Raw genomic sequence first — 15520 nt, 5'->3', positions numbered from 1 at the left:
CTTGCGCGTCCACTGGAGTACTGCATGTCCCTGCCCCCCTCAACTGATTTACTAGGCCCTCAGACCCCTGTTGCCGACATTGCTCTGGCCCTGAACGAGCTGGAACGGCGCCCGGCCCTGCAAGCTGCCCAAGAGCTGGATAACCAGCGCTTACAAGCCTTGCTGGAGATACCGGAGCTGCGTTGGGCCAGTGCCATTGTGTTGGAGCTAAGCAGCCCCGAGCGCCTGCCGGTGCTGGAAACACTGGCCGAAGACCGTATGGCCGACTTGCTACAGGATCTGGACCACGAGGACCAAGAGCAGATTCTGAGCCGCCTGAGCCAAGCTACCCGCACCTCCATCATGCGACTGATGCACTATCCGGCCGATACCGCCGGCGGCATCATGACCACCGAGTTTCTGCAAGTGCCCATGAGCTGGAACGTCGCCCAGACCCTGCAGCATATCCGCGAAGTAGAAAGCACTCGCGAGACGGTCTACGCCATCTATGTCGTTAACGACAAACAGCAACTGCAATTTGTCGTTCCCTTGCGCAAACTGGTGTGCGCCGACCCGCAAGCCGCCTTGACTGAACTGTGGAGTGGCGACAGTCCTATCGCCGTGCAGGCGCTGACCGATAAAGAAGCCGTTGCCCAACTGATACGCCGTCACGACTTTCTGGCCATCCCGGTCGTGGACGAGACCCAGGCCATCATCGGCATTGTGACGGTGGACGACGTCATTGACGCCCTCATGGACGAAGCCGCGGAGGACATGAACCGCTTCGGGGGGGCCGAACATATTGGCAAACCTTATTTGCAGGCCGGCTTTAGCACCATGATCCGCAAGCGTGGAGGATGGCTGGCCATTCTGTTTTTGGGTGAAATGCTGACTGCCAGTGCCATGCAGTATTACGAGATACAACTGGAAAAAGCTGTGGTCCTGGCCATGTTCATTCCCTTGATCATGAGCTCGGGCGGTAACTCCGGCTCGCAGGCCACGTCCCTGCTGATTCGCGGTCTGGCCCTGGGCGAAGTCCGGGTACAGGACTGGTGGCGTGTGTTACTACGCGAACTGCCGGTGGGCCTGGTACTGGGCACCATGCTGGGGGCGATTGGCTTTGTTCGTATTGAAGTCTGGCAGCACCTGGGGCTATACGACTACGGCGAACATTCCTTACTGATCGGTTTGACGATCTGGATGGCCTTGGTCGGGATTGTCACCTTCGGATCCTGCATCGGCTCTATGCTGCCCTTCATTTTGCAACGCGTCGGTTTTGACCCGGCCAGTGCCTCGGCACCGTTGGTGGCCACTTTGGTGGACGTGCTCGGTTTGGTCATTTATTTCTCCGTCGCTGCACTGCTATTGACCGGAACATTGCTCTAGTTATGAATGTTTTTGTTCAATCCATACAAAAAATTGCACAGTAAGAGACAAACTCGGTAACCTATCCGAGTTTCAGCGTTACATTCCCTCTCATTTGCAGAGGGAGCCAAACTTATTTTGCGTAATTTGGCCCCATGGGCCACTTCGAACATGAGCACCTATGCGGATACTCGACCAGTTCTTCATCAGTGCAGACCAAATGGCTCCCTTTTTAGTTGGCAGCTATAACAGTGGACTGGTCATCCTGTCCCTGCTGGTTGCCATCTTCTCTTCGGGCATGGCCTTGCAAACGGCCCATATTGCCCGCATGGCGGATTTAAGGCTGCATCGTCAGATCGCCATTTGCACGGGTGCCATTGCCTTGGGCGGCGGCATCTGGACCATGCACTTTATTGGCATGCTGGCCTTTGAACTCTGTACCAGCGTGCATTACGACCCGGCCATCACCATGCTGTCGGTTCTGCCCAGCGTAGGGGCATCCTGGGTGGCGCTGCAAATCCTCTCGCAAGCCCGAGTCCAGCGTTCGCATCTGATCATGGGCGGCATCTTGGTGGGTCTGGGCATTGGCACCATGCACTACAGCGGCATGGCTGCCATGCGTATGGCGCCGGCGTTGCGCTATGAACCTGTTACCTTCTTCTTGTCGGTTGTGCTGGCGGTGGTACTGGCCACCGTGGCCTTGTGGATACGCTTTCGCCTGCATCGCACCCGTCTGACCTTGCTGCAGCGTGTGGTGATCAGCGGCATTGTGCTGGGCTTGGCCATCTCCGGCATGCACTACACCGGCATGGCCGCTGCCCGTTTCATTGGCCAGACCACGCCCCCCGATGACATGATCATCTTCAACAGCACCTTTGCGTCCATGGTGCTCTCCACGTTCACTATTACCGTGACCGTGCTGGTAACCGCGGCCAATGGTCTGCTGCGCTATCGCCAACTGTTTTTGAAGATGGAGGAAAGTGAATCGCACAACCGGGCCATTGTGGATACGGCGATTGACGGCATTATTACCATCAACAGCAACGGGACCATTCTGGATTTCAACCATTCGGCAGAACGCCTGTTTGGATGGAAAGCCGGGGAGGTGCTCGGTCGCAATGTGAATATGCTGATGCCCGAGCCAGACCGCTCGCGCCATGACAGCTATCTGTCCAATTACTTGCGCAGTAATGACCCCAAAATCATTGGCGTCGGTCGGGATGTGACCGGACTGCGTAAAGATGGCAGCTTGATGCCGATGCGCTTGGCCGTCGGCAAGGTTCGCCAGCCCGGTGAGCCGCTGTTTGTCGGCTTTGTCACGGATATGAGCCGCTATAACGCGCTGACCGAATCCTTGCGTCAAAGCGCCGAAAAAGCCGAGCAGGCCGCTCAGGCCAAGAGTGCCTTTCTAGCCAATATGAGCCATGAAATCCGCACCCCATTGAACGCGATTATTGGTTTTAGTGACTTGATGCTGAACGGTCAGCTCAATGCACAACAGAACAAGCACCTGAGCATCATCAATCAGTCCGCCCGCTCTTTGCTGGCCTTGCTCAACGATATTTTGGACACGACCAAGCTGGAGCGTGGCTCGGTAGAGCTGGAGCAGGTCGACTTTTCCCTGCTTGACTTGTGCAAGCAGATTGAGGCCTCGCTGCGTTTGGCTGCGGATGCCAAGAACCTGGAATTCCGTCTGAATTATGCGCCCGAGCTGCGTCTCTTTTATAAAGGAGACCCCTTGCGTATTCAGCAGGTGCTGAACAACCTGATCGGCAATGCCATCAAGTTCACGCAAAGCGGCGCAGTACACGTCGATGTGACCCCTGAACCTGGGCGCAATGCCGTCTGCATCCGCGTCACCGATACGGGTATCGGCATGACCCCCGATCAGTTGCGTGATGTCTTTACCCCCTTTACGCAGGCCGATGTGTCCATCAGCCGCCGCTTTGGTGGTACGGGCCTGGGTGTGTCCATTGCCCGCCAGTTGGTCGACCTGATGGGCGGCACGCTGGAAGTCCAAAGTACCTTGGGCGTGGGCAGTGTATTCGAGGTCCGCATTCCACTGGAGCCCGGTCAAGAGCCCAGCATGAGCCCGGAGGATGATCACCTGCCCAAACTGCCTGCGCTGCGCATCCTCGTGGCCGATGACGTCAGCCTGAATCAGGAACTGTTGACTCTGGCCCTGGAGCAGCACGGACATTCTGTTGTGGCAGCCGATAATGGCCACAAGGTGTTGGAGCTGCTCTCCAAGGAAGACTTTGATGTGGCTTTGCTCGATGTGCATATGCCCGAGCTGGACGGCCTGGAAACCGCCCGCCGCTGGCGCGAACAGGAACGCCGCGAAGCACGCCTGCCCTTACCTTTGATTGCGCTGACCGCCAGCGTCATGGAGTGCGATCGCCGCGCCACCGAAGAAGCCGGGATGAACGGTTTTGCCACCAAACCGCTGAACCTGCCCGCTTTGTTGCAGGAAATTGCACGGGTCATGGGTTTAACCCCCGCCGTCCCCAAAGAGCATCACGCCGAACCACAACACAGCAGCCTGATCGATTGGGAAACGGGCGTGAGCCTGTGGGGCTCGCCCGTACGTCTGCGCCGCGCCCTGCTCAGTTTCCTATCAGACCTGCAGACCCGTTACCCGCTTGATGAAATCAAGCAAGCCTCACCGAACTGGGAAGTGGTGCTGAGCAGCTTGCACGGCATTCGCGGCACCTCGGGCAATCTGGGCCTGCCACAGGTTTGTGCACTTAGCGCCGAACTGGAAGAAAAAGTTCGTCATGGCCAGACGCGCCAGATGCGTGGCCGCATTGCGCAACTGCAGGAAATGTTCAGTCGCATCGCCCACGAATTAAGCCAGGATGGCGCCCCAGCGTCCTCTTCTGAGCCACAGCACGTCGTGGTTCCCCCCACCGATCTCGTCTTGAACCATCTTCATACCCTGCATAACAGCGTCTTGCTCAATGAGCTTGATGAGCCTTCTTTACAGGTGATTTGCCAGTATCTGGAAAGCACAGGGCAAACCGATACCCTGAATAATCTCAATAAAACTATCGACGTATTCGACTTCGTTCAGGCCAGCATCATCTTGTCTGCGTTAATCAAAGACCTGGATGCCAGCTTGGCTGAAGATACGCCACGCCATGAATGAATTCACCGCGCCACGCCCTACCCTTTTGCTGGTCGATGACGAACCGGCCAACCTTCAGATTCTGCGCCATACCCTACAACAGGATTTCCGTCTGCTCTTTGCCAAAGATGGCTTCAAGGCGCTGGAGCTGGCCCAGCGGGACCTGCCCGACCTGATCCTGCTGGACATCATGATGCCGCAGCTCTCGGGCTATGAAGTCTGTCGAGCCTTAAAAGCGGACCTTAACACCCGCCACATCCCTATCATTTTTGTAACAGCACTCTCGCAACCGAACGACGAGCAAATGGGTCTGGGCATGGGGGCGGTAGACTACATCTCCAAACCCTTTAATCCGGCGATCCTGCAAGCGCGCATACGCAACCACCTGTCCTTGGTGCAAATACAGGAACTGCGCGACAGTCGCCTGCAGATTATCCGATGCCTGGGCACCGCTGCCGAATACAAAGACAACGAGGTTGGCCGTCACGTTATCCGCATGAGCCACTACACTCGCATTCTGGCTCACTGGCTGGGCTACTCCAGCGAAGCGGCCGACGAGTTGCTGCATGCAGCCCCCATGCACGATATTGGCAAAATCGGTATCCCGGACTACATCTTGCAAAAGCCAGGCAAGCTGTCCGCTGAAGAATGGGAAATCATGCGTACGCACACCTTGATTGGTGCACGCATTATTGGCCAACACTCCCACGGCCTGCTAAAACTGGCACGCACCATCGCGCTGTATCACCACGAGAAATGGGATGGCAGCGGCTACCCCTACGGCTTAAAGGGTGAAGATATCCCTCTGCCTGCCCGCATTGTGGCGGTGGCCGATGTATTTGATGCGCTCGCCAGTGAGCGGCCTTACAAAAAGGCCTGGAGTGTGGAGAGCTGTATTAACTATTTACGTGAGCAATCAGGCCTGCACTTTGATCCGCAACTGGTTGCCCTGCTGGACAAATGCTTGCCCGAAATGCTGCATATCAAAGAAAAATGGGCGGATGACGCACACCCGCTGACAAAGACCTAGCCCCACCAAACAGTCCCGCCCCCATCTTCTGCAGCCCGACTGTCAGACTGGCCCGCCCCCCGCATCCCGGCAGCCTTGTCTTACAATAAGGGCTTTCCCACCTACTGCCCGATCCTACATGGCCGCTTTGCGTATTCGCCAAGTCCGACTTCATAAAAAGCTGTCTCTGCGCAAGCTGGCCGAGCTTGCCCAAGTCTCCCCCGGCCTGATCAGCCAGGTGGAACGCGGGCTGACTCAACCCAGCCTGGACACCTTGCGCCAAATCGCGCGAGCACTGGATACCCCCTTGTTTTCCTTGCTGGATGACAATGTGGAGCAAGTGGCGGTGGTGCGCCAGAATCAGCGCATGAGCATTCAATCGGCCTCGGGCGTGCAGTACCAACGGGTGTCGCCAGGCTTTGGCAGCATCGAAATGCTGGCGGGCTTTTTGCCGCCGGGAGGAAGCTCGGTCGGGCAGCGCTGGAGCCACCCTGCCGAAGAGTGTGTGCTGGTCACCGAAGGCCAGCTACTGGTCGATGTCGGGGATGATCAGCACTGTTTGCAAACGGGCGATAGCTGTTATTTCAACTCCAGCCTGCCTCATGCCTACCGCAACCCTTACGACAAGGATGTGCGTTTTATTGTGGCGATCACCCCACCCAGCTACTAAGTGCCAGAATTAGACGGCGCTGTGCAACTGGGCCTGAATCAGATCCAGCTCCGTCTCATGACAGCGCTGCAAGCGTAGCCAACGGTTTTCATCCATATCTGCACTACGCGTGGCCAGCATGATCAAAATGCAAGAATCCTGATCCAGTGGTTGCACCATGGCACTGATACGCGGCATGCGTTGCGTGGCGCTGCCTACCCAATAGCGAATCAGCCCTTGTTCGATCAGAATCTCGACGCTGACGTGGGTTTGGCCACCGTCAAACAGGGACGTCCCCACGACCAGCCCCGGCTCCACGGTTCGTGTGTCAAAGCAGCCCAGGGACCAACGCCCCAAGGCATTCAGATCTGCCATAAAGTCCATGACCTGCGAAGCCGGACGTTCAATGCGGCGACTGGCCTGATGAGCCCACCTTAAACTATCCATTCCCCTTCCCCCTTACCAAGCCGTCTGCAAGGTGTCGCACAAGCGCAGCACATCCTGCTCGGTACAGACATTGCCAGGCGACAGACGCAAAACGCCGTCGCGCTGGTCACAATACAGCTCCTGCTCGCGCAACAGATCAACCAGGGCCTGGGCACGCTGGGCACTACTGGCACGCAACATAATGCTGCCGCCGCGCTCATTCTCAGCTAATGGCGTCAGCACCGGCCAATTAGCCTTGGCAGCACGATCCAGCAAGACAGCCGTCAATGCCCGGTTTTGCTCCAGCAGGTTTTCCACGCCGCTTGCCAGCACAAAGCGCATACCGGGCAAGGATGCAATGCTGCCCAAAACAGCCGGGGTGCCATGGTCAAAACGACGCGCGCCCTGGGCATAACTGAATTGGTCCAGATTCCAGTTAAAGGGATTTTCCTGACTGAACCAGCCGCGAAACTCAGGCTCGCACTGCTCGATCAAATCCGCACGCACATGCAACAGACTGGCCCCCGACACACCGCAGGCCCACTTCAAGGAAGCAGACAAGGTAAAAGCCACACCTTCATGCACGGTAAACGGCACCAGACCGGCCGCTTGCGTCAAGTCCAGCGCCATCAGGCTGCCATGTTCCGTAGCGCACTGCGCCATACGATCCACATCCACCCGATGCGAGGAGGTTGAGCTGACCCACGTCACCAAGGCCACCCCCACACTGTCGTCCCAGGCCTTGATGAAATCATCGTCCGTCACATAGGACAGACCGGCGCTCAAAGGCACGGTACGCAAGGTAAACCCCAAACGCAGAGCCAGCTTTTGCAGCAGGAAATGCAGGCTGGGAAAGCAATCGGCCGCCACCAGCACAGTACGTCCTTTCAGCACGTGCGCGGGCAAGGAGCCCAGAATGCTGTACAGGCCACCAGTGACGTTTTCACTAAGCGCAACATCCTTGGAGTCAGCGCCAATCAACGTGGCCCAGGCATCCATGAAAGCCTGTTTTTGGCCCAAGGCGTAGCCCCACTGCGCATCATCCGGTGCCGACCAGACCTGACTGAACTGATCCAGCTCGGCACGCATGGCAGCTTCCTTGCCCTCGAACATGCCTATGGAGTGATAAAGAAAATATCCGGACATCATTCACTTCCTTGAAAATCAATCGGCCAGCTGACGGCCAGAGGTTTCCTGCACCGTGCTCAAGGCCACAATGCCGATCAGCGCCACCACCATCACGTAAAAGGCAGGTGCCATGCTGGAACCGGTCAGACCCGTCAACCAGGATGCGACAAAAGGGGCCGTCGCCCCGCCCAGAATAGTGGCGATGTTAAAGCCCAAGGACACGCCGCTGTAGCGCACTCGTGTAGGAAACAATTCGGCATACAGGGGGTAACCCACGGCCTGGACCACAATGAACGGAAGAATGGACACGGCCACCGCAATGACGGCCAGCGGGAAGCTGCCCCAGGAAGCAACCCACATGGTCAGCGGCACCAGTATCAGATAGCCCAGCAAACCAATCGTCAGCAAGGGCTTGCGGCCGAAACGGTCAGACAGGCCGCCAGCAAAAGGCATGATGAACGCCGAGCACAAGGTGACCAGCGAAATCAGCCAGAACACCGCCGTGCCGTCGTACTTCAGAGTGTGAATCAAGTGAGTGCTTAAATAGACCACGCCCACATAGCCTGCCGCATTCTGGGCAAAACCAATCGCAATAACCTGCAACAGGGGACGACGGTAATCACGCACAATCAAGGACAAAGGCGAGTGCTCGGGATGATGGCTCTTGAGCATTTCCTTAAAGCGTGGCGAATCCTCAATACGCGAACGAGCCCAGACGCACAGAATGATCAAGGGGATGGACAGCAGAAAAGGAATGCGCCAGCCCCAATCCAGCATGGCCTGCTTGCCGACCAGCGCCGTCACCAAACCGGCAACGCCCGTTGCCAATGACAAGCCCAAGGTGGCCGCTGCCGGGTTGAATGCCCCAAAAAAACCGCGTTTGCCGGGGGGCGAGCATTCCGCCACATAGGTGGCCGCGCCGGTAATTTCGCCACCCGCAAAAAAACCCTGCAACAAACGGCACAGCAACAACAAGGCCGGTGCAGCCAGCCCCAAGGTCGCGTAGGTCGGCAACATGCCCATTAAGGCACTGGCCACCCCGATCCCCACAATGGTGAACATCAAGGCAGCGGTGCGGCCATGCTTGTCACCGAACCAGCCAAAGAAAATCCCGCCCAAAGGGCGGGCCAGAAAGGCGCCGCCAAATACGGCCAGTGTGGACAGCAAGGCCGCGCTGTCATTACCAGTGTGGAAAAACAGGACGCTTAACGTTACCGCCAAGACGCCATACAACTGAAAATCGTAGTATTCGATCATTGTGCCCAAACCAGCAGCACTGGCAGCACGCCAGGGCGATACGGCTGCCTCGCCCTGAGAGGACTGTTTCTTGCTCATGTCTCATCCATCCTGTTGCGCATCACGCGCTTTTCTGTTTAGTGTGGCTAAACAAATTATACGGATGAATATTTCAGCTTTCAATCACTGGGAAAACCCTAAAGGTCTTCGTCCTCGGCTTTGTCCTTGTCCATTGCTTCCTGCACCCAGCGTTGCGCCGGATGCAAGCTGATACCCTGCTGCCGCAGACGGCGCAAGATATCCAGCATCAGGTTGCTGCGCACCCGGCGATGCACCCGCATGCTATTGATGAAACAACGCGTACTGAACGCGACCCCATCACCAAAAATCCCGTCACACGTCAAGATAGGGGCAGGCTCATCCAGAATTTCCGGCTCGGCCAGCACCGCGTCGCGCAAAATCTGCATGACCACATCGGCATCTACATCCAGCGGGAATAACAGGCGGGACTCAATCGCCCCCAAAGAGGTCGGCGTGTAAGTCAGGTTGCGTACCTGCCGGCCCATCATCTGGGCGTTGGGGACCATCACCATGGTGCGATCAAACCGCTCCACATAGGTCGCTCGCAAACGGATCTGGCGCACATTGCCTTCACTGCCCTCTACCTCCACCCAATCTCCCACTTTGACGGGGCGCTCCACCATCAGCATCAAACCGGAAGCAATGTTCTGCACAATACCCCGCAAGCCAAAACCCACCCCCACCGTCAAAGCCGTAAAAATCCAGGTAACGGACTCAATCGGCACACCCAGCATGGATAAGCAGATCACCAACAAAACGAAGTAAGCGACATAGCCCACCATGCCGACGATGGCATTTTGCAGGCCGGGTTCCAGAGTGGTGTTGGGCATGTAGCTCTGACGTAACCAGGTACGCAGAAAGTGGATCAGTACCGCCCCCACCAGCATCACGCCCAAGGCAATCAGCCACAAGTCCAAACGCCACTGCACGGCCCCCAAGCGCAAGGCCTCACGCGAGACATCCAGGCCCGACTCCAGCATCTGTTTGGGTTCAGTCAGCCAATCCCCGCTGACCATCCAGATGGCCAGACCCAAAACAGTCATACGGGCGATAGCAAAAAACACAATAATGAACTGACTTTGCACGCGAATCGGCGCTGCATCCGGATCGTGGCTGCGATGACGCAGATACGCCAGCAAAGAGTCCGCCATGTCCTGCAACCACACCATCCCCACGTAGGCCAGCAAGCCCAGAAGCAAGGGCATGGTCATGAAATGCGACATCAAGTCATCCGACAGGCCTTGCCAGCCTGCGATGAACAAGCCCAACACCAGGGTGTACACGAGGACGCCGCCTTTAAAGGCCAAACGCGCCCAACTGCGACCTGTTCTGCCTGCCCCCTGCCCCGAAGCGTCCGTACGGTTGAACAGCTCGTCACGCAAAACCCACAAACCATAGCCGTACAGGATCAGATACAGCAGGCTGCTCACACCGTCAGCCAGCGACTGAAATGCATCCGAGACACCTATCGATCCTCGGAAAAAACCACTTATGACGTCCGCGTAGACGACCAGAAAGAAAGCGGGCGCAAAGTAACGCAGTCGACGTTGAGTCTGCGTGGACACAGGGATCAAACGCCAGGAAGCCCGAGGCTGCAGCACTATACCCTTGATACAGGCTAGCGCCACGGCCGCCACCCATGCACCCACTTTCAAGTAAGCCAGGAGCTCCAACTGGGTTTGAACAAGATCTGGCCGCTGAAACACCCGTTCAATCAACTGATCCGCCACCACCCAGATGGCGATAAACCATAAGAAAAAATTGGCGATGGTCAGGCTGGAGCGACGCAAACGCCCAGTTGGCAGATAACGGCTTACCCAAACTGGCATGCCGCGAAACAATACCAGCATCAACAACACAACAGCGGCCGCCATCCACAATGAAGCACTGCTTTGCCGCCAACTGCTGTTGCTCCACGTTTCACGCCATTGCTGAGCAAAGTCGGACAGTTTCTGGCGGTCTGCAGGCCAGGCCTGGCCCAACTCGGGCAGGCTTTCCAGCAACATCAGGGAGGAATCGCGTTGCCAGCGCTTGGCGTGCTCGTAACGCTCGGTCGCCTCTCGCAACAGTTGGCGGGTCTGCTGCGCTTCCAGCTGTACCAGGCGCGCTACGCGCAAATCAGCACGCAAGGCCGCATCAGCCCGTCGTAACTGCATTCGCTCGTTATGAAGCGTAACTTGATCCGCCTCATCCCCCGCGTCCTCGCCCAACTCTTGCAAACGGGCTCGCAACAGGCGGCTGCGGCGCTCCAAGGACTGCACCGTCCGGCCAGACAGCTCCAGCGCTTGCAACAGTTTCTGATCTTGCTCGTAAGCACGCTCCGGTTGTATCGAGATCTTGTTGTCGTCCAGACGGTACTGCATCAGGCGGATTTCGTCCTGAGTCCGCTGCAGATCGCGCATCATTTGACGCTCTTGCTCGACCTCGGACAAGGCTTGTGCCTGTGCGCTTGCCCAGGCCCCCATCAGGCTCAGGCACAAGAGCAAGACCTGTACACCTAGTCGTAGCGGCTTCATGGTTTCCGTCTCCCTGGACCCTGCCTGTTGTTGTTATCTGGATTTAATCATTCAACAAGGGATTATTGTTTTCTGTCTGGCTGGCCGCCGGCGTCGTTGGCAAGACCGTCATGGTTTGCGTATGGTGCAACGCCAACCCTTCTTTTCGCAACTCATCCAGAATATCGAACATCAAGACGCTACGTACCCGGCTGCCAATACGAGGTGACGAGACATAGCAAGTGGCGGTGAACTGCAAACCATTGGCATCAAAGCCATCGAGTGTCACATCCGGTGCGGGGTCGGCCAATACATCGCTATAGTTCTGCATCACATCCAGCATGATAGAACGCACCCGTTTAGCGTCCGTGTCGATAGGCATATTGATCTTGACTTTCACCACCCCCAAAGGATTGCTCAAGGTCACATTGCGCACGGTTTTGGTGATGAATTCGGAGTTCGGCACAATCAGGGTGGAGCGGTCAAACATCTCGATTTCTGTGGCACGAGCATTGATCTTGCGAACATTGCCCTCCACCCCGTTCAGGCTGACCCAATCGCCGATTTTGATGGGACGCTCGGCCAGCAGGATCAAACCCGACACGAAGTTCTGCACCACCGCCTGCAAACCAAAACCGATACCCACGGACAAGGCGGAAATCACCCAGGCCATGCGCTCCAGGCCAACTCCCAAAGACGAAATTGCCGTGGCCACCACAATGAAATAGCCCACGTAGCTAAACAGATTGGCGGTAGACACGCGCATACCGGGATCAATACGCGTTGCGGGCAAAAGCTGGTTGGCAACCCAGCGTTGCAAGGTTTTCACGAACACAATACCCAGAACCAGAATCAGCACCGCCAGCAACACAGAGCTAGGTTTGAGCTGCACCTGTCCTAGAGAAAAACCCGTGACCAAAAAACCAAGACGACGCTGCAACCACTGCGTGGGGTCTTCCCCAAAGGGCAGCAAGACCAGCGTAATGGCCGTGATAATCAAGCACAGACGCAGAGCCCCGGACAATACAATCACAATCTGGCTGCTGCCGCGCAATTGTGAACTGGTCCATTCATTAGCAGCCCGCTTTTCCTTGAACTGCAGCAACAGGCTTTGGCCGATATCGGCAATCAGCGCGACCAGCACATAACAGGTGCAAATCACCAGACTTAGCCACAACATCTCCTGCACAATCAAGCTGCTCAGCGCGATATAACCGAGCAAAAAGGCGATCATGCCCAGCACAATCACCACCCCCAGGGTGATGGGAATAGCCCGCAACCAGGTCGTCCCGTGCTGTACGGGGGCCGTTTTTTGCGGGTCGTCACCCGCGTCAGGCGCCGGCGTCTTGTCCCGCCCCTGACTTAAATTCCAGGCGGCGATAGCGATAAAAATGCTCAGGGTCAACGTGTTAAAGCTGTTGACCAATAACGTCGTGCTTAGCGTGGCGTTGATCAGTCCCAGCAATTGCTGCGACATCCAGGTCAAGGCCACCATGATGCCCAGCGCCAGCGGCAGCCAGGCCAACTTCAAGGCGACCTTGCTGGGAATAGGAGGCAAACGCCAACTAGGACGTTGTGCTGACAAGAGCACACGCCCCATTCCCGTCACAAAACCACCCAGATACAAGGCAAACACGGATTTGGACACAAAGCTGGCCAGATTCGCAGTCAGATTGCCGTTCCAATAAAACAGCCCTGCCGCCACCGAAGCCAGCAAACCGGGGGTCAGGCTATAGAGCACGATCAACGCGGTGGCATAAAAAGAGCGTCGTAAACGCGAAGGCTTGGTGTGGCTGATGGTAAAGCGCTCTAATCCCCGCACCGCCCAGACCGACAGGCCCAGCAGTACGGCGGCTAATGCTGCCGCCAACCACGGCACATAACCAGGCAAGTCCGTCACCCGTTGGGCCAGATCTTTGCGCATGCGCTCTACCCGAGCCAGGTCACCGGGCAAATCACGCGAGACATTGCGCCAGAAGCGCGGCGTCAAAACCGATTGCGACTGTCGCCCCAGCTCCGCCTGAAAAATCACCCGGCGCTGCTTGGACACCTGATCCAGACCTTGCGTGGTTTCCACTCCAATCAAACGGGCCAGCTTGATCATGCCGTCCAGCTCGGTCACCGCTTGCTGCAACTGTGCACGCTGACGGGCAATGTCCTCGGACTCACCGGCCGGATCATCTACCGGCCCCAACTGACTCAAACGCGCCGTGACACTCACTAACTCGGGTTCCAGGCGCATGCTCATATCCTGCGCCTGCTCTTGCGCCAGCAACAACTGATTGCGCAGGGCCACCAGATCCGAATCACCTAAACCGTCATTTTTCTGCAAACGCTCCTGCACCGTTTGCAGCGTGTCCCGCAATTCATTCAAAGATTCACTGGCTTGGGCAGGCGTCCAGGCCACCGTCTCAGCCGCAGTGGAAACCGTCACCATGCTCAGCGCAAGCACCAACAGCCACAAGGACAAAAAAGCACACAGGCGCGAACGGCGAAAGGCGTGCATCAAGAAAACTCCGGCTAAACAATCAGGCCCCTCATGACAATGTCAGGGCAGCAGAAACATGCACAGAATACCGAAAGAATCACTCTCTTGGCACAAAACAAAAGGGACAGGCGAAAAATCCCGCTCCCCCAACCGGCTCAGAGCGCCTTGCGCTGCATGCCCTACCCAGTCAGCCACGGTCAATTTCGAGTCGCCCAGGCAGCAAGCCAGTCAACACACGAACCCAGGCTTAAAAAAAACCCTTACAAGCAGGCACAAAAAAGAGAAAAACCTAAAAGAATAATCAAAGGAAATTAAAAAACAATAAAAACCCCATAAAACAAAAAGCATTATTCATAATCATTTTTTTGATTAAAAATTAAGTTATTCTTGCAGCATGCTTTAACTATAAGACGGCTATAAAAAACAAAAAAGCAAATAAAACAAACAATCAGGTGACGAATAATTAACAAAAAAAAATAACAATGAAAATAATTAGCCGATAAATAATCAGGTGACTTGAAATCGTTTTTTTGAAACACAAAGAAAGGAATAATTGTGCCCTCTACCGAACACAGCAAAGAAACCAACATGACATTCATCGTGATTTTTCTCAGGCTGTCACTTGCCCTCACACTTTTATCTGCGGTGGCAGACCGCTTTGGGCTTTGGGGGGCACTGAATAATTTCGATATCACATGGGGTGGAATGAACCGATTCCATCAAGATGTAGCGGTGCTGACGCCGTGGCTTTTTTCAAGCGCCATTCCCGCACTGAGCTGGTTCGTCACTCTTTTGGAATTACTGCTAGGCATTGCCTTACTGCTTAACTACAAAAGCGCACTGGCGGCACTGATCAGCGGTGTGCTGTTTTTGATTTTTGCTCTGAGCATGAGTTTTTTTCTAAGCACAAAGCTCATGATCAATTTCAACGTCCTGGTCTGCTCGGCCAGCGCCTTTCTGTTATGGCAACTCGAAAAATGCCGAACCGGCCAAAACGATAGCAAAACCCAAGGCTAAAACCGGCGTACTCACAAGAACGCCCCACCCCTTTTCCCACTGACAGGAGATCCCGTGTCTGAGACTCGACTTAACCCATCTAATTTATCCCCCAACATCTACAAGACCATCGTCAAGTACGACGCCCAGATCTACAGCGAGACCACACTGAACAAAGAATTGATTGAGCTGGTCAAGGTCAGAATCTCGCAACTGAACGGCTGCGCATTTTGCATTGATGTCCATAGCAAACATGCGCTGAGCCTGGGCATTTCCGAACGAAAACTGCTGCTTTTAAATGCGTGGAAAGAAGCCCCCCTGTTCACCGAGCAAGAGCAGGCCGCGCTGCGCTGGGCTGAGCAAGTGACCTTTATCCAGAATCTGGAAGACAAGCAGACGCAACTGCATGAACTCAAGGCTCACTTCAATGACAAGGAAATCGTTGATCTGACGTATCTGATCGGTTTGGTCAACGTCTGGAACCGGTTGGCCATCAGCATGAACTACGAAATCAGCCGCTAACACACAGACCATTTTCCAT

At 55.9% G+C, this 15520-nt stretch carries 11 protein-coding genes; 6 read left to right on the top strand and 5 right to left on the bottom strand.

From position 1 onward, the window contains the following. The first annotated feature begins 24 nt into the window (after nt 1–24). The 4 genes from mgtE to CA948_RS02705 all read left to right on the top strand — a co-directional run bounded on the left by mgtE (nt 25) and on the right by CA948_RS02705 (nt 6150). Nucleotides 25–1365 carry a magnesium transporter gene (gene mgtE, locus CA948_RS02720; RefSeq protein WP_094196248.1) on the top strand — a complete coding sequence of 447 codons (1341 nt, stop codon included), beginning with the start codon at nt 25–27 and terminating at the stop codon, nt 1363–1365. A gap of 160 nt (nt 1366–1525) precedes the next feature. Beyond that, entirely contained in the window at nt 1526–4492 is a 2967-nt protein-coding gene (locus tag CA948_RS02715; protein ID WP_203226740.1) for an MHYT domain-containing protein, read from the top strand. Then, entirely contained in the window at nt 4485–5501 is a 1017-nt protein-coding gene (locus tag CA948_RS02710; protein ID WP_108727254.1) for an HD-GYP domain-containing protein, read from the top strand. Before CA948_RS02715 ends, CA948_RS02710 begins: the two co-directional genes overlap by 8 nt. A 118-nt stretch (nt 5502–5619) precedes the next feature. Beyond that, a complete protein-coding gene (locus CA948_RS02705; protein WP_094196245.1) occupies nt 5620–6150 on the top strand; it encodes a helix-turn-helix domain-containing protein in 531 nt (176 codons plus the stop codon). Between the two features lie 9 nt (nt 6151–6159). Here CA948_RS02705 and CA948_RS02700 read toward each other — a convergent pair whose 3' ends face one another. The 5 genes from CA948_RS02700 to CA948_RS02680 all read right to left on the bottom strand — a co-directional run bounded on the left by CA948_RS02700 (nt 6160) and on the right by CA948_RS02680 (nt 14001). After that, nucleotides 6160–6576 carry a hypothetical protein gene (locus CA948_RS02700; protein ID WP_094196244.1) on the bottom strand — a complete coding sequence of 139 codons (417 nt, stop codon included), beginning with the start codon at nt 6574–6576 and terminating at the stop codon, nt 6160–6162. A gap of 12 nt (nt 6577–6588) precedes the next feature. Then, the gene (locus CA948_RS02695; protein WP_238988639.1) at nt 6589–7704 is read right to left on the bottom strand and encodes an aminotransferase class V-fold PLP-dependent enzyme; all 1116 of its coding nucleotides are present in this window, start codon (nt 7702–7704) and stop codon (nt 6589–6591) included. 15 nt (nt 7705–7719) lie between these two features. After that, on the bottom strand, nt 7720–9018 hold the full coding sequence (locus CA948_RS02690; RefSeq protein ID WP_094196242.1) for an MFS transporter: 1299 nt from the start codon (nt 9016–9018) through the stop codon (nt 7720–7722). 98 nt (nt 9019–9116) lie between these two features. After that, nucleotides 9117–11516: a mechanosensitive ion channel family protein gene (locus CA948_RS02685; RefSeq protein ID WP_108727252.1), complete on the bottom strand. Its 2400-nt coding sequence runs from the start codon at nt 11514–11516 to the stop codon at nt 9117–9119. Between the two features lie 43 nt (nt 11517–11559). Continuing rightward, nucleotides 11560–14001 (bottom strand): DUF3772 domain-containing protein, encoded by a 2442-nt coding sequence (locus tag CA948_RS02680; RefSeq protein ID WP_108727251.1) that lies wholly within the window; start codon nt 13999–14001, stop codon nt 11560–11562. 570 nt (nt 14002–14571) lie between these two features. Here CA948_RS02680 and CA948_RS02675 point away from each other — a divergent pair. Then, nucleotides 14572–15000 carry a hypothetical protein gene (locus CA948_RS02675; RefSeq protein WP_094196239.1) on the top strand — a complete coding sequence of 143 codons (429 nt, stop codon included), beginning with the start codon at nt 14572–14574 and terminating at the stop codon, nt 14998–15000. A 54-nt stretch (nt 15001–15054) separates the two neighbouring features. After that, complete coding sequence (locus CA948_RS02670; protein ID WP_108727249.1) at nt 15055–15501, top strand: carboxymuconolactone decarboxylase family protein; 447 nt, start codon at nt 15055–15057, stop codon at nt 15499–15501. Nucleotides 15502–15520: the final 19 nt, after the last annotated feature.

It is taken from the genome of Alcaligenes aquatilis (assembly GCF_003076515.1).
In the GTDB taxonomy this organism is placed as follows: domain Bacteria; phylum Pseudomonadota; class Gammaproteobacteria; order Burkholderiales; family Burkholderiaceae_B; genus Alcaligenes; species Alcaligenes aquatilis.
The sequence above is the reverse complement of the archived record's forward strand: the minus strand, read 5'-3'. Positions and strand labels throughout refer to the sequence as shown.